The sequence below is a fragment of the Chamaesiphon polymorphus CCALA 037 genome (assembly GCF_003003845.1).
Classification (GTDB): domain Bacteria; phylum Cyanobacteriota; class Cyanobacteriia; order Cyanobacteriales; family Chamaesiphonaceae; genus Chamaesiphon; species Chamaesiphon polymorphus.
Window position 1 is genome coordinate 1 of record NZ_PVWO01000106.1, and the last position, 14012, is coordinate 14012.

Consider the following 14012-nt stretch of genomic DNA (forward strand, 5'->3'; position numbering starts at 1 on the left):
CCGGATGAGTGCGAAAGTCTCAAGTCCGGTTCTTAGGGGAGGGGAGAGCGGCGACGCTCGAACCTTACCCGACTCGACACAGCCGCACGGATGCCGAAAACGGTGGAGTTAGAAACGCCACAGATTAAAGATGTAGCGACGACATTTTTCATTCAGGCTGTCAGACATTTCGATCTCTAATCATTAACCACAATCCAGCCCTACATCGGGGCTGGTGCATTTCATACCTAAAATTTATGGCACAAGTTCAATTAATTCTCTCAGCAACAGTAGAGCTAACGATCGAGCTTCCCGATTCAAAATTAAAATCTTTAATCGTCGATGGAGAGATTGATGTTCACAAATACATTGATGTCGATATTCGCAGTGATTTTAAGTCGGATTTCAAACGGTGCAAGGTATCCGACTTAACAATATATGTTGACGATCCGACGATTAGCAGTTGGGAGACGATCGAGAAAAACGACGGTACACAGTTATCATTTGATGGATACAAACTCTCCAAAGCATAGAGAGTAATTCTAGCCTTCGATCCTGTGTTTTTGAAGCAGGGTCGAAGGCTAGAACAGAATCTTTGATGACAAGATTTTAAAATCTTGTCATCTATAGCACTCAGTGATATAAAATAAAGGTGTGGTCGTGATAGAAGTTTACAAAACCCGATGGTTCGAGCGGTGGGCGCGCAAGCAAGGGTTGGAAGATACTAGCCTTTGTACTGCCGTGCGAGAGATGCTTGCAGGTCTGTATGATGCCGATTTGGGTGGTGGCTTGGTTAAAAAGCGAATCGCTCGACCTGGAAAGGGTAAAAGTGGCGGCTTTCGCACCCTAATTGCTACCAACAAGGGCGATTACCTACGGTAGGCTTCGCCAACGCTGGATCTTTGTCTATGGCTTCCCCAAAAATGAGCGCAGCAACATTGAGAAGGATGAAGAGGGGGCTTTAAAAGAGCTTGCCGAGGAGCTGTTATCGCTCACACCGGAAGAGATTGAGATTATCAAAGACGAAGGTAAATTATTTGAGGTAAATTGCAATGAGGAAACGGAAATCGGAGATCCTTGAAGCCGTCCATGAGTCTGCTACGGACTTATTTGAGGCGGGAGTGATGGATCGAGTAACGATGCGGAAATTCGATCGGTTGTGTTTGCCACCGATCGAACCCCTAGAGCCTGAGAGTATCAAACAAATTCGCGAGACATCGAATGTCAGCCAAGCAGTATTTGCAGCGGTTTTAAATACCAGCCTGTCCACAGTTCAAAAGTGGGAAATCGGACAGAAACGACCGACTGGAACCGCTCTGAAGCTATTACACCTAGTGAAAGAACACGGACTCGAACGGGTAATGTAGGTCGCTCGAATAAGTGCGATGCCTTCGCACCTATTTGGAAAAGCCCGCTCGTACTAATTTATAGCTCTTGCCCAATATGTGAGAAGCCGTCTCACATATTGAGTCTTGCTTTTTGCCAAAACTTTTCCAGGCGATTCGGCAGAGCCGACGCTACGCGAGTCAACTGTCTCCGCACTGCGAAGACAGTTGACTCGGACGCATATCAAAATTTGGTTACTACCCCAAAAATCTGGATTTTTGGGGCAGTAACTTTTTTAATGCTCGCGGTCTTTGGGCGGGTTGGGGTCGTTTCCTCCTCCAATCGTATCTTTACTGCGGATTTTCCCATCCACTCCCTTGGTTGTTAATTCTCCGCCTCCCTGCTTTTCAAGCATGTCCTTGGCTCTTGCCACAGCATCCTTCTGGGTATCATGAACGCTGGAAGCTCGCTCTGCATCATTTCTTTTGTTCTCCCAACTGCCATCATCACGGCGGGAAATGGTTCGATCTTGGGGTTTGCTCATTTTTGTTCTCTCGAATAATGAACTTGTACTATTTTAGCATTAGCACCCTTTACAACTTCCCAGTTACTAATTGGGTAAGTGGGCGAAGGCAATAGAAGTTTTCAACCTATCGATCCCGATAATTGAAAACTCTTTCCCATGTCAGCCCCCTGGTGCTTAGTTACCACACACGGGCTGTTTTATTGTGTCTCGGCGGTCAAGGGCTACGCGAGTGGCGGTTTAATGGTGCTTAGTGACAGGAGATAGCGATCGACCGCCACCCTTGACTCGCCAAAAATTAATGGTGGGGGCAGCCCGCGTGTTGGGCGGTTGTTTCTATTGGAGTTTGTGTTATGCGTTCGCGTTCTTTAGTTCCTGCTGATTTCTGGTTTGCACTGGCCGAGCGTGCTGGCGCGGTTGACTGTTTCATTCGGGTCAGCGAGCGTTCTTTCACTGGCTGGGTAGTTGAGCCAGTCTTTCCATCATCAGCGGCAGCGGGTGATTTTGCACGGCGGGCTAGTGGTGTCGTCGGTGTGGGCGTGGTGTCGCGGCGGTGGGTGCCCGTGTCGGTGGGCTGGGTTACTTGGTCAGGCTGTTGGTCTTGTTCGGTGCCGTGTCAGGCTCCTGGGCGGGTGTTGTCTTTGGGTTGGCCATCGCGCGGCAGTCGGGCGGTCATCAGTGCCTAGTTGGTTGGTGGGGGCTAGTTCCCCCTTTTTTTATCGATCGTTTACACAGAATATTAATTACTGCATTACTGAATTAATTACTTAATGCAGTAATGCAAGAGAGATACAATGCTCGGCGCGCATTTGAGTCGCTGCCATAACTGTACGAGCAGTAACTCTTAACTCTTAATGGCGATCGAGTGTGTAATAATGTCGGTAGTAATTAATATTTACCGACGCTTTTTATGAAGTCAGATCGGATCGTTGATACGGCTTCGCCCCTAGAGGAAAGAATTCTCAATCTCGCCAAATCTCAAACTACGATTCGGACTCGCGAGGCGATCGCAGGTGGCATCCATCCCGAAGGTTTGCGCCGCTTGGTAGATCGGGGCATCCTCTTCAAATCCGGTCGCGGGCTGTACACCCTTATCGATGCCGCCCTGAGCGAACATCACAGCCTTGCTGTTGCCAGTCAGCGAGTCGAGCATGGGATCGTTTGTTTGCTCTCCGCCCTCCAGTATCATGGCATCGGCACTCAAGCACCCTTTGAAGTCTGGATGGCGATCGACGTTCATGCCCGTCGTCCTAATCTAGATACGCTATCGCTGCGTCCGGTATATATGTCGGGATTGGCTTTGAGTGCGGGGATTGAAACTCACGCGATCGAAGGGACTCCGGTGCGAATATTTAACCCAGCCAAAACGATCGTCGATTGCTTTAAATACCGCCATAAGATCGGCATCGATGTAGTCATCGAAGCTCTGCGCGAGGGGTTTGAATCTCGCCGCTGCTCGATCGATGAATTGTGGTCATACTCTAAAATTTGCCGGATGAGTAGAGTGATACGTCCTTACCTGGAATGCCTATCAATGGATAATTGATAATTAATCAATTCAGTCTAAGACCTCTTCTTTTTAATTAATAATTAATAGTTAATAGTTAATAATTATCGCTCGATTAAAACTTGTAAGAGACGGAAGTTAAGTTCTCATCCCAATCATTAATTATTAATGATTAATTGTTTACTCTTCCTCTGTTGGTGAAGCCGAAAATAGATCGATTGCCTCGATCTGTTCCTCTAACTCGGTATCAGTGGTTGCTTCATCATCCTCAAGCTCGAATTGAGCCACCAACGATTCATAGGAGTCAGGCAACTTCCCATTAGCAACCATCTTTGAAAAAACTTGATAACAGTCGCGGCGGTCGCCTTCTTTCCGTGGGAACCCCAGCCACAGAACAATAATTACTCGTCGCTCGGCAAAGGCTCTGAAAAATAGTCGATACCGTTGTGGCAGTCCCATTTTCTTGAGCCGACCGTATCGATCGAGTGGCTTTCGCAGTGCGAAATGACTGGCAAACGGATCGAGCGAGATTTTATCTCTGATACCGGAATCGATCGCTTTGAGCAGTTTGACATCGGGATGGGTGACAAAATCTTTGGGTTCTAATCTCGATTTCAGCTTGACTACTTTGGCGGTTAAGTCCGCCCACTGAAGCTGAAAGTCTTCATAGAACAAGATCGTCCAACCGTTAGCATCGAAGGGCTTCATTCTTCATCTTCGTCCACAACGACACCAGCGAGTAATTCATCCATCTGGTCGGCCATCTCTTGGGTGTAGAGGGTGAGTGAATCCGGCTTGGCGATCGCAAACTTGAGCAAAGAATCCAGGAACAGCTTCATCATCACACTTTCATCGTCGTCTAGATCGGCTTCTAATTCTCGATCTGGTTCGAGATGCACCAGGAAGGTGTTCTCCGAGATCATCTCAATATGACCTTTAGCTGTCACCAAGTGGGGATGATCGTGGGAAAAGGCTTTAGGCAGACGAAACCCATCTTGGCTACCGATTTTAGCGGGACTAATGGGATAACTTTTCAAGGACATAACCAAGCTATGTTTTATTATAATGACTTATTATAACAAATTAAGAATTAAGAATGGAGAATGAAAAGTTGCCCGATCGACACAGTGCAGTAACTCTTAACTCTTAACTCTTCAGTAATGCAGTAAGATAAGTCAGTACTTAATACAGCAATGCAGTAATGCAGTATATCAGTGATGCAGTATGCCAGTAATAGCCCTAATCAATCAAAAAGGCGGTTGCGCCAAGTCTACCACCTGCGTCCATCTAGCGGCATGGCTGACCAAGCAGGGTCATAAAGTTGCCGTCGTCGATGCCGATGCCCAAAAGTCATCTTCAATTTGGTTGGCATCGCTCGATACCCAGATCGCGGCTCATGTAATTCAATCGACGGACGAACTATTAGATCGCATTCCCGATTTAGCCAAAGAGTGCGACTACTTATTAGTCGATGGTGCTGCGGGACTCTCGGAATCCAGTCGTGCCATTTTAATGCGAACCGATTTAGCGATCGTGCCTTGTCAACCGACAGGGTTAGATCTCCATTCAGCCTCCGAAGCCGTGCGGTTAGTCCTACAAGCGCAGTCGATTCGATCGGGTGCGCCTAAAGCAGTGGTGTTTTTGAGTAGAGCGGTTAAGGGTACTAAGTTATTAGGGGAAGCTCAAGCATTATTGGGGCAAAGTGGCATCCAAATTCTCAAAACGTCAGTTCACCAGCGGCAGGTAGTCGCCGATACCTTCGGGCAAGCTGCCACGGTTTGGGATCTATCGGGTAGACCTGCGGCGGAATCGGCCAGGGAATTTGAAAAGTTGTTCGCAGAAGTGATAGAGGTGTTATCGTGACCGCGAAAAAAACGCGCAAGCCAATGGCTGACAATGCGGCGGTAAATAATTTCGTTTTTGGGGACAATGCACCCACCCCAGCCGCCGAACCTGTTGTTGAGGCAGTCGAGCCGATTATCGAAACGGTAGAGACTGTAAACGATTGGGTAGAGCCGAAGCTACCCGAACTAGTAGAGCCGATTCCGCAAAGCGGAGGCTCCGCCAACGTCGAAGCACCCGCAATCGCAGCACCCACAAAACAGAACGGCTTGCCGTCTGCAACAGCAATCGCACCCCAACCTTCACCTAGTTTGATATCTAAATTAATGCAGAATACTCCAGAGAAAGAGGCGACCGTGCGGTTGACGGTAGATTTACCCAAGTCTACCCACACCAAGTTATCGGTCTTGTGCGCCCATAATGGCTTGAAAAAGGCTGAAGTAGTCAGAATGTTGTTGGACGAGGCTTTGAAAGATACAAACGTTTAATTACTGCATTACTGCATTGAGTGGTTAATGCAGTAATTAAGGTTTGGTACACGATCGAGGAGTGATAAAGTATGAAATGTCCGTCCTGTGGGATGGCAGAGTTGGTGAAAGACATTCGCGATCTGCCCTATACCTATAAAGGTGAGTCAACGGCCATTCCTGGGGTCGAGGGCGATTTTTGTTCGGCGTGTGGCGAGTGCGTGCTGGATGCAAACGAATCAGCGCGAGTGAGCGCGGCGATGTTGGCATTTAACAAACAAGTCAATGCGGCGTTGGCGTAGCCTCTCCCTCTGAGAATCGACGATTGCCGATCGATCGCTTAATTACTGCATTAAGTAATCAATGCAGTAATTAAGCGATTACAAAAGTTGTACTAACCTTACTCCAACTAAAAAGTTGTGTTAATCTAAAAGAAAGCACAGCTTCGTTTTCATGTGCGATGGAGAACCGACTGAATGCCCCCATTTACCGAAAGCGGCTACCTACCACCTGGAATTTGGGCGATGAGTTGGGCAGATTTTTGGGAGCGATATGGGTACAACTCTCGCCGTGCTAACCTCCTATCTGGCTTGATGTTTGCCCTCAAGTTACTCATTCGATCGGGCTGTCAGACGATCTACATTGGCGGTAGTTTCATCACCAATAAGGAACGACCCAACGACATCGACGGTTGTTTTGATGGGATGGGTATCGATATCGGGATGCTAGATCCGGTTTTTCAGGATGTTGACGAACAACACGCTCGCTTTGGCTGCGAGCTAAGGATGGATTTCATGTCGGCATTTCAGGGTTTTTTGCAAAAAAATCGCGATGGCGAACCGATCGGCATTGTAGAGATCGATCTAAGAAGTTTCGATCCACCCAGGTAAACAAGAAAGAGCAAGGGTTCAAATCAACATCTCAAAAACTTAATTATCAATTATCAATTATCAATTATCAATTAAGTTAATCATGATCCAAAACGAACACCAATATAAAGTTACCAAGGGCGAGATCGATAAGCTGCAACAAGTTATCGACAAATTGCGAGAACAACCGAATCTCCCGCCCAGTCAACTAGCAGCGATGCAAAATAGCTTTCAAACGCAGATCGATCGAATGCAGATGGAAATCCAAGAGTATGAAGATCTCAAAGTGGGGAAGGTCGAAATTACAATGGGAACGATCGAAGATCTGCCCAAGGTCTTAATTCAAAAACGGATTAGCTTGGGGATGACTCAAAAGGAGCTAGCCGCCAAGCTGGGTATTAAGGAACAGATGGTGCAAAGGTATGAAGCTAGTGGCTATGAATCGATCGGGCTGGGGCGATTGATGGAAGTCTGGAATGCGCTGTCTGTATCGATTCCCATGATGACAGTTAGCTAAGATTCAATGCTTAATTACTGCATTCAGTACTTGATGCAGTAATGCAGTTAATTTATGCTCTCAAGAATCGTCGATTCCCCAGAGGGGACGCGAAGCTGAACGGCAGCTAATAGCCAGTCATTATCAATTATCAATTATCAATTATTAAGAATGCCCTCGCTCTCATTGGCGGCTTGGCGAGCTGCGGCAATGGCGGCTTGGTATTCGTCCCAATTGGGATCGTCTTGGTATTTCCCCGCGATCGCCAGCCAGGGGTTATTGGTTGGTGCCAATGGCAAATCTAAGTAGGCAATCTCGCCATCGGCGAGCTGTCGATTGAGTTTCAATGACGAGGAGGCTTCAAACCCGATTTTCTCGGTCATGGCAGGTCATCAAATGATGGGATTACTCGATCGTAGCTCAATATTGCGGTTGACTGTTTACTATTCACCAGTGATTCGTTCGCGTAGCGTCGGCTTTGCCGAATCGATAAATAATTACTTAATTACTGCATTAAGTGCTTAATGCAGTAATTAAGATCGACGAGTGAGGCGGTTCACTCACCCGCACTGCCAACACTTATCCGCGCCCGCTCCTCACCGTCTGGCTTAGACTTCGCATTAACTTCCACATCCAGAATCTCTAGTGCTATCTAACGATGACGGCGGTTGACACCAAATGCGGTGCTATAATGGTGTCATGTCAAGATCGACCCCGTTACGTGTTGTGGTAGATACTAATGTTGTATTTGAAGGGTTGACTTATCGAGGGAATGCGGCGGGGTTAATTGTTGAAGCTTGGTTGGCTAGCTTATTTCAACCCTGCGTCTCTAATGCCCTCGCCTATGAGTATGTCGATGTCCTGTCGCGGAAGCTTTCCCCAGCGCGATGGCAAAAACTTCAGCCAGTATTAGGAAAACTACTAAATATTTCTCAATTTACGCCGATTTATTATTCTTGGCGACCTACTTCACCAGATCCCGGCGATGATTTTTTAGTCGATTGTGGGATGAATGCTGGTGCGGCAATCGTTACATCGAATTTGAAGGATCTGAAAATCGCGCAAGCATCGCTGGGATTATTAGTTTTAACTCCCGCAGAATTAGTTATTAAATTAGCCACCGATCCATCACCATGAGCAGATTAACACTGAGACTACCGGAAACCTTGCATCAGCAATTAGCGCAAGTAGCCGAGCAAGAGGGCGTATCCCTGAATCAATATATCGTGTACGCGCTCACTCGTCAGAGCGTTAACGCTCCCGTTCGCGGGTTCGACACGGCCTCGATGCAGCCCGATCCCGAAATCGAGCGACAACGATCGCTATTTGAAGCACTGAAGGGTGGACTGGGCGAAGCCGCTCCTGCGGACATCGAGGCAATTTTAGCCCAACGAGAAGTAGGAAGTTGCGAACCAGAATTAACTCCTGAGACGATCGAGCGACTGCAAGCGAAGCTTCAAGCAGCCAAGCACTAACTCCACATACATCAGTGACGATCGATCCCCTAATACCCCGACCCTCCATAAAAATCCCCTCCGAGGAGGGGTGGCGCAAAGCGACGGGGTGGGTAGATCTCCGCCACTACCCGATCGATCCTGGTAGGGATCGATCGATCCAAATTCAAATCTAAAAACCTCAAACTTCTCAACTATTACTATCTCAAAAAATTCTCTATTAACATCGATCGATCCACCCTTAAAACCAAACGATCCCAATTAGGGATCGACTTGTCACGCATGGGATCGAACTGTTCTCTACTAATATCTCAAACCCCTGCTATCTCTGGGTTTTAGACGCGCTATAACTAGACTAGTCAAAGAAAAAAACAGATCCACTAAAACTAGGAATCGTATTTTAAGTTTGGTTAACTTTTTGCAGAGAGTGTTGAAACCAAACCCGAATGTGATACAAGTAAATTATGTGAATTTAGGCATATAAAGCAAAAGAGGGAGCTGGAATTCCCTCTTTTGACCACCAAACGGTGGATTTGCTTGGTTCACACCAAAAAATAATTACTTTAAATTATCCTATGGAAAGCTGCACCTTGCCATCCCCCGCTGGGGAAAATTTTGCCGATCTCAAAGCCTCAGATCGCTTCTATCGCTTGACTACTGCCGAAGTCATCCATTTTCGCGAATGCAAATATTCGCCCTCAGTTGTAACGGTTTATTGCTATATCAAAACTCTCGACCCGTTCGGACAGGGTTTACAGATCGTACCCAAGCAGGCAGCCAAACACCTCAAATACCATCACCGCACCGTTTCCAGAGCGATTAACACCCTCACCAAAGCAGGGGAACTCGCCCTAGCGATCGTCGAAGCTCACGTTAAACTCGTCGCCCAGTCGGTAGAAACCGTTACCACAATCGTCTCAAAACTCGGTTTGGGCAACAATCCCGCCCCAGAATCTACTACCGTTCCAACAGTAGAAACCGTCACCACACCCGAACCCCCGCAACCAGAGCCAGCACCTTTACCCGTTACCCCTATCCCCTTGCCCGCTTCTCAATCGCCGATCGATACTCGCAGTGTCAAATCTGGAGCTGCCTCGATCGGTAACGTCATCGCCAACATGGGTTTATCCGCACCCTGTCCCTCTCAACCACAAACTGACCCCGACAGCACCAGCAAAACCCCTCAATGGTACGATCGAATCGAATTTCGGCTGAATGCTCTAGATATTAAGTTAGCCGATGTTCTCCACGCCCTGAAGAAGTATCCGGTTCGAGCGATCGAGGATGCCATTGCCTACACCCAGAAACAAACCTGGTCGAAGGCTAAGGCGGGCGTATTCGTCAACTACCTCAAAAAATGGACACCGACGACTAATGCAGTCAAAAGTAAGCCTAACGCCACTCCAGAGCCAGTTAAGACCGCGCTGATGAAACGATTTCCCGATATTGCCACGACCCTATCCCAGGAGCAGAATCCGATCGATGAGGCGACGCTCGATTATCTCCAACGATTGAAGGTAGCTGGTGGGATCTACGACATGCAATACAGTTCGATTCACAATTTCTTTGGGGTATTTATTACTATCAAGGATTACCCGCACCCGATCCCGTGGTGGGATGCCGTGCCACAGTTGCAGCGGCTTTATCCCATTTAGATTCTGTGTTATTTGGTATTCTTCTCAGTTAAGCTCGATTCAGTTTTTGATGCTGATTTTTGTAAATAACTTTACTGCACTCGATCGTTTTTTTTGAATTCACTAGAAGTCGAATCTTTATCTCTAATTAGATCTTTAAGTAATTGTTCTTTATATGCCTGAATCTTCTTAATGCTGTCTAATTGCTCTTGACTTACATTAAAGCCAACTTGCTCTACAATTTCATCAAATTTATTCAATCTATCAATAAGTGTGTCGATCGATCGACTTTCTCTATTGATATATTTAGGGTGTAGACCATCTACACGTCGAATACGCATATCATAACGTCTTCTTATGTTGCGATATCTATAGTCAATTTGATTGACAAGGTTTGTCAATCTCTCCAGAGATTTTTCCGTGTTAATCCTTTCTTGTGAGGATGGGCTTTCAATCAACCTTGAGCTGTTATTATCATCAGTTTTGTTGTCTTTGTCTAATATTTGTACGTTTTCAATTGGAAATTCTAGCAGTTTATTTAATTCGCCAGATTCAAATAGTTCTTTAAGTAATTCCAATGTTTCTGGTTCAGCATCTATTGTAATTTTGATACTGCTTTTCTCAACTTTCCGTATTGTCAGTTTTGCATCACCTGTTATTTGCTTGAGATGGTCTGCCATCGCTTTAATTGTCTCTTCATCAATGTCTTCAAAGCTCCCGCTTAAAATAAATACACCACGATCTCGCTCGATTGTTGTTTTTCCATCTTTGTCTGACTTGTCTTGTGAGTTGATATTGATATATGCAGTATCGATCCGAACAAACTGACAATCTACGTTATTTTCATCGCCTAAAACACTATAATTACCATCTCCTTGAACCGAGCGATTGCCGTCTCCGTCAAGATGGTTAGCATTGTCTCTTACAGGCTGCGATCGCGAAGAAGTGCGTGGTATGTCTGGGTTATGGTTTAGAGTCATTCTACAATCCCAGCAAGTAAGAACCAGCCGCAGCACCTAGCCAAGTACCTAGTTTAATCAAAATCGGTTTTGCTACTCCCCAAATCTTCTGTCCTGCCTCAAGACCTTTGCTGGTTTTTTCCAAGGTTTCTGCTACTGTAGTTAACTTATCTAAAGCGCGTTTTTTATTAGGTTCCTCTTTATCGGTCGCGGCTGTTGCTGCCGATAAGTCTTCTATCAATTCAGATTTGGTGTCTTTGGGTAGTTCCGCCGACTCGATTAAGGCTTTGAGCGAAGCTAATAATTCGATCGCGTCAGCTTGGGTTAGACTTTCCGCACCAGTTTGACTGACTTGGTTGCCATCGCCGAAAACCGATTGATTGTTATTCCCCTGAACGGCGGTAATGTTATTCCCCTGGATGTTGTTGACATTACCACCAACGCTGCTACCTACAGAAAAACTGCCGTGATTTGGCTCGGTCATAGCTTCCTACTCCTGAAATGGTGTCTTACTTCATTATATCGATCTGCCCAGAGGATTATGGACGCGCTCTCGAATCCCTTTATAATTGACGATTCACAAGGATCGGATATTTGCTATGACAGCATTGACTCTCTGTTCGTATGATAATATGGTGCTAATGTACTGAGTGCCTCGAATCCAGTATTTTACTCACAGCTATCCCAGCTACCCATGAGTGATATCAAAAAGAAAATCGAAATTCCTAGCGACTCTGATGGCTTCATAACTCTTGAGTGCCCCTACTGTAGCTCCAGATTTAAGCTAACTGTCGATTTCCTAGAAGAACGATCGATCATAGATTTGTTTTGCCCTTGTTGTGGTTTAAAACACGACCCTAACAATTTTTTGTTGATGAGGGAAGATGTTTCAGAGCAGGTTGAGATCGTTGCTCATAATATAGTGGCAGATCTACTCAACCAGTTTTCAGCAAATTTACAAAGAAATATTAATTCTAAATCTGTCAAATTTAAAGCTGGCAGTCCCATTCCTTCAGAAGCTGAAAAAAGCCTGTGGGAGCGAGAAGAAATGGAAGATCTGACTTTAAAGTGCTGTGATGTTCGAGTTAAGGTCAAATATCCTCAGCATGACTGTATTTATTGTCCAGAATGTGGAGTTAACTAATAATGAGTCAAATATCGCCAGAAATCACTCATAATGATATTAGAAAAATAAGTCGCCAGTTCAGAGGTTTTGCTTGTAGGTTGCTAAGAACAAGTCCAGCAGATGGTGTAGATAACTTACGAAGATTTCTTGATTTTATTAATAAAAACTCACTAATTCGTGATTACATTCAATGTCAAATTAAAGAATCTGATGTTGATTGTAATCAGCCAGGTTGGGAATATCAATCTCTTCCTATAGATGTTGCTGGAGAAATAAAGTTTACTTACTCTTTGCTGATGAATTTTATAGATGGGGATTTTTTAGATCGACAATCCTATATTAATTTAGCATATAACTATATAGCTCATAATGGAAGAGTTAAATCTGGAAAAATGAGTGATTATGTTGAAGAATTTAGCAAGCGATTAATACATCCATTTGTCAATCATATCGAACAATATTTGAGTGAATTAAGTATAGACTTAACTCCCAGTAACGAGAGAAATGTTATTAATAACTCAGGAACGATCAATCATATTTCTGGACAGAACATTAACGCAGTTCAGGGTAGTGATAATAATGGAGTTATTGGCGATCGGGATCAGTAGCAGGTGACAGTAGCCTCAATCGTTCTCAAGCAAATACTCTATTACTGCATTAAGTGTTTAATGCAGTAATGCAGCTTAGACCAAATCTGCCAACACCCCCGAAGCCTTCGCCTGCAACCCCTTCCGGTTATCGTCATAAATCATCAACGTATCCAACCGTGAATGCCGACTCAACCGCTGCGCCGTCCGCACGTCCCCCCCACTCGCATCCAAAAAAGTAGTAATTGAAGAGTGCCGAATCCGGTGCGGCGAAAGGTGTTTAGTCACCCCCGCATCGGTTGCCACCCAATCCACCACCCGCGCCACCGAACGCCCCGACAAGCGTTTGCCACGAGAGCGACCATCCAGAGCGATAAAAATCGGGTCGGTGGCCGCTCCCGCCCTAACTGCCAACCACTCCTCTAGAGCCGCTACCGTTCGTGGAGCCAAATCGATCGACTGTTGTTGAGTCTTCCCCTTCCCAATAATCCACAACTTCCCCTCCCGAAAATCCCCCACATTCGTCGCCACCAGTTCCCCGCGTCGGAGGGCGTTATCCCAGAGTAGGCGCAGGATCGCGTAATCGCGCTTGCCCTTAGCCGTCGATCGATCGACCTCATTTAAGATATCGCGATAAGCCTCCACCCCCACCCCCGAAGTGTCCCGATACTTCTCCACCCGTACGTGGGTAATATCTTCGAGGCTAAACCGACACTGACCCAATTTGCGCGCATAACAAGAGAGCGACTTAATCGCCGACAGCCGCGTGTTAATCGTCGAAGGTGCCAAACCCCGCTCGACTAACTTCGTCTGATATTTAAGTACCACCCCGATCGCCTGATGCTGGGGCAGATCGAGAAAATCCCGAATCTGTTGCCCATTGGCACCAACCCCCGTCAGACACAAGAAAAAATCATTGATGCCCGTAGCATAGGTGCGCTGGGTGCGCGGCGACAGGTGAGACTTGAGAAAATCCCCCCAGACATCATCGAGATCGCGAGCGACACTGGCAATTCCCGATAATTCATTGCCAATCGTCAGAGCAGGGGCGGGTTGGTGGGTTAAGTTAGACACGATGATAATTAATAATTAATAGTTAATAATTAATAATTGATGACTATTAATTACTAGTGTAGATCGTTGGTGGTTTTGAGTCGATCGGTCGAGATATTTAAATCAAAATCCAATCGTCACCCAGCCCCCAAAATTCCCCTCCGAGGAGGGGTGGCGCGTAGCGACGGGG

Annotated in this window: 23 protein-coding genes and 1 pseudogene; 17 read left to right on the forward strand and 7 right to left on the reverse strand. The window is 46.1% G+C overall.

From position 1 onward, the window contains the following. The first annotated feature begins 236 nt into the window (after positions 1-236). The 4 genes from C7B77_RS10490 to C7B77_RS10500 all read left to right on the forward strand — a co-directional run bounded on the left by C7B77_RS10490 (position 237) and on the right by C7B77_RS10500 (position 1346). Positions 237-512: an F-actin-capping protein subunit alpha gene (locus C7B77_RS10490; protein ID WP_106303837.1), complete on the forward strand. Its 276-nt coding sequence runs from the start codon at positions 237-239 to the stop codon at positions 510-512. A gap of 127 nt (positions 513-639) precedes the next feature. Further along, positions 640-861 (forward strand): type II toxin-antitoxin system RelE/ParE family toxin, encoded by a 222-nt coding sequence (locus tag C7B77_RS31385; protein ID WP_219892083.1) that lies wholly within the window; start codon positions 640-642, stop codon positions 859-861. After that, positions 830-1060: a type II toxin-antitoxin system RelE/ParE family toxin gene (locus C7B77_RS31390; protein WP_219892085.1), complete on the forward strand. Its 231-nt coding sequence runs from the start codon at positions 830-832 to the stop codon at positions 1058-1060. The genes C7B77_RS31385 and C7B77_RS31390 overlap by 32 nt, the downstream gene beginning before the upstream one ends. Beyond that, positions 1032-1346 (forward strand): helix-turn-helix domain-containing protein, encoded by a 315-nt coding sequence (locus C7B77_RS10500; RefSeq protein ID WP_106303840.1) that lies wholly within the window; start codon positions 1032-1034, stop codon positions 1344-1346. Before C7B77_RS31390 ends, C7B77_RS10500 begins: the two co-directional genes overlap by 29 nt. Positions 1347-1600: 254 nt before the next feature. Here C7B77_RS10500 and C7B77_RS10505 read toward each other — a convergent pair whose 3' ends face one another. Then, on the reverse strand, positions 1601-1849 hold the full coding sequence (locus tag C7B77_RS10505; protein WP_106303843.1) for a DUF2188 domain-containing protein: 249 nt from the start codon (positions 1847-1849) through the stop codon (positions 1601-1603). A 332-nt stretch (positions 1850-2181) separates the two neighbouring features. Here C7B77_RS10505 and C7B77_RS10510 point away from each other — a divergent pair, with 332 nt between their 5' ends. Beyond that, complete coding sequence (locus C7B77_RS10510; protein ID WP_106303846.1) at positions 2182-2514, forward strand: hypothetical protein; 333 nt, start codon at positions 2182-2184, stop codon at positions 2512-2514. Between the two features lie 224 nt (positions 2515-2738). Next, positions 2739-3374: a type IV toxin-antitoxin system AbiEi family antitoxin domain-containing protein gene (locus C7B77_RS10515; protein ID WP_106303849.1), complete on the forward strand. Its 636-nt coding sequence runs from the start codon at positions 2739-2741 to the stop codon at positions 3372-3374. Positions 3375-3515: 141 nt separating this feature from the next. Here C7B77_RS10515 and C7B77_RS10520 read toward each other — a convergent pair whose 3' ends face one another. Both C7B77_RS10520 and C7B77_RS10525 read right to left on the reverse strand, forming a co-directional pair. Then, the gene (locus C7B77_RS10520; RefSeq protein ID WP_106303852.1) at positions 3516-4043 is read right to left on the reverse strand and encodes a type II toxin-antitoxin system YhaV family toxin; all 528 of its coding nucleotides are present in this window, start codon (positions 4041-4043) and stop codon (positions 3516-3518) included. Beyond that, positions 4040-4378, reverse strand: coding sequence for a hypothetical protein (locus C7B77_RS10525; protein WP_106303855.1), 339 nt, complete (start codon positions 4376-4378; stop codon positions 4040-4042). Before C7B77_RS10525 ends, C7B77_RS10520 begins: the two co-directional genes overlap by 4 nt. Before the next feature lie 181 nt (positions 4379-4559). On the opposite strand from C7B77_RS10525, the gene C7B77_RS10530 reads away from it, so the two are divergent. The 5 genes and pseudogenes from C7B77_RS10530 to C7B77_RS10550 all read left to right on the forward strand — a co-directional run bounded on the left by C7B77_RS10530 (position 4560) and on the right by C7B77_RS10550 (position 7030). Then, on the forward strand, positions 4560-5198 hold the full coding sequence (locus C7B77_RS10530) for an AAA family ATPase (protein WP_106303858.1): 639 nt from the start codon (positions 4560-4562) through the stop codon (positions 5196-5198). Next, a complete protein-coding gene (locus C7B77_RS10535; protein ID WP_146138260.1) occupies positions 5195-5665 on the forward strand; it encodes a hypothetical protein in 471 nt (156 codons plus the stop codon). Before C7B77_RS10530 ends, C7B77_RS10535 begins: the two co-directional genes overlap by 4 nt. 71 nt (positions 5666-5736) lie before the next feature. Continuing rightward, positions 5737-5940 (forward strand): annotated as a pseudogene (locus C7B77_RS10540) (type II toxin-antitoxin system MqsA family antitoxin); the annotation flags it as partial. 180 nt (positions 5941-6120) lie between these two features. Beyond that, complete coding sequence (locus C7B77_RS10545) at positions 6121-6534, forward strand: DUF6932 family protein (RefSeq protein ID WP_106303866.1); 414 nt, start codon at positions 6121-6123, stop codon at positions 6532-6534. Positions 6535-6616: 82 nt separating this feature from the next. Then, positions 6617-7030, forward strand: coding sequence for a helix-turn-helix domain-containing protein (locus C7B77_RS10550; protein WP_106303869.1), 414 nt, complete (start codon positions 6617-6619; stop codon positions 7028-7030). Positions 7031-7167: 137 nt separating this feature from the next. Here C7B77_RS10550 and C7B77_RS10555 read toward each other — a convergent pair whose 3' ends face one another. Beyond that, a complete protein-coding gene (locus tag C7B77_RS10555; protein ID WP_106303872.1) occupies positions 7168-7392 on the reverse strand; it encodes a hypothetical protein in 225 nt (74 codons plus the stop codon). On the opposite strand from C7B77_RS10555, the gene C7B77_RS29850 reads away from it, so the two are divergent. The 4 genes from C7B77_RS29850 (at position 7391) to C7B77_RS10570 (ending at position 10118) form a co-directional block, all read left to right on the forward strand. Next, complete coding sequence (locus C7B77_RS29850) at positions 7391-7534, forward strand: hypothetical protein (RefSeq protein ID WP_181243801.1); 144 nt, start codon at positions 7391-7393, stop codon at positions 7532-7534. The genes C7B77_RS10555 and C7B77_RS29850 overlap by 2 nt on opposite strands. Positions 7535-7708: 174 nt before the next feature. Further along, the gene (locus C7B77_RS10560; protein ID WP_106303891.1) at positions 7709-8146 is read left to right on the forward strand and encodes a PIN domain-containing protein; all 438 of its coding nucleotides are present in this window, start codon (positions 7709-7711) and stop codon (positions 8144-8146) included. After that, positions 8143-8484: a YlcI/YnfO family protein gene (locus tag C7B77_RS10565; protein ID WP_106303875.1), complete on the forward strand. Its 342-nt coding sequence runs from the start codon at positions 8143-8145 to the stop codon at positions 8482-8484. Before C7B77_RS10560 ends, C7B77_RS10565 begins: the two co-directional genes overlap by 4 nt. Positions 8485-9038: 554 nt before the next feature. Beyond that, a complete protein-coding gene (locus C7B77_RS10570) occupies positions 9039-10118 on the forward strand; it encodes a hypothetical protein (protein WP_106303878.1) in 1080 nt (359 codons plus the stop codon). A 71-nt stretch (positions 10119-10189) separates the two neighbouring features. Here C7B77_RS10570 and C7B77_RS10575 read toward each other — a convergent pair whose 3' ends face one another. Together C7B77_RS10575 and C7B77_RS10580 are read right to left on the reverse strand one after the other, a co-directional pair. Further along, positions 10190-11077 (reverse strand): hypothetical protein, encoded by an 888-nt coding sequence (locus tag C7B77_RS10575; protein WP_106303880.1) that lies wholly within the window; start codon positions 11075-11077, stop codon positions 10190-10192. 1 nt (position 11078) lies between these two features. Beyond that, positions 11079-11540 (reverse strand): hypothetical protein, encoded by a 462-nt coding sequence (locus tag C7B77_RS10580; protein WP_106303883.1) that lies wholly within the window; start codon positions 11538-11540, stop codon positions 11079-11081. A 210-nt stretch (positions 11541-11750) separates the two neighbouring features. Between C7B77_RS10580 and C7B77_RS10585 the strand changes: the two genes are divergently transcribed. After that, complete coding sequence (locus C7B77_RS10585; RefSeq protein ID WP_106303885.1) at positions 11751-12200, forward strand: hypothetical protein; 450 nt, start codon at positions 11751-11753, stop codon at positions 12198-12200. Between the two features lie 2 nt (positions 12201-12202). Further along, positions 12203-12790 (forward strand): hypothetical protein, encoded by a 588-nt coding sequence (locus tag C7B77_RS10590; RefSeq protein ID WP_106303888.1) that lies wholly within the window; start codon positions 12203-12205, stop codon positions 12788-12790. Positions 12791-12865: 75 nt separating this feature from the next. Here the strand turns inward: C7B77_RS10590 and C7B77_RS10595 are convergent, their stop codons facing one another. Continuing rightward, a complete protein-coding gene (locus tag C7B77_RS10595; RefSeq protein ID WP_219892087.1) occupies positions 12866-13843 on the reverse strand; it encodes a tyrosine-type recombinase/integrase in 978 nt (325 codons plus the stop codon). Positions 13844-14012: the final 169 nt, after the last annotated feature.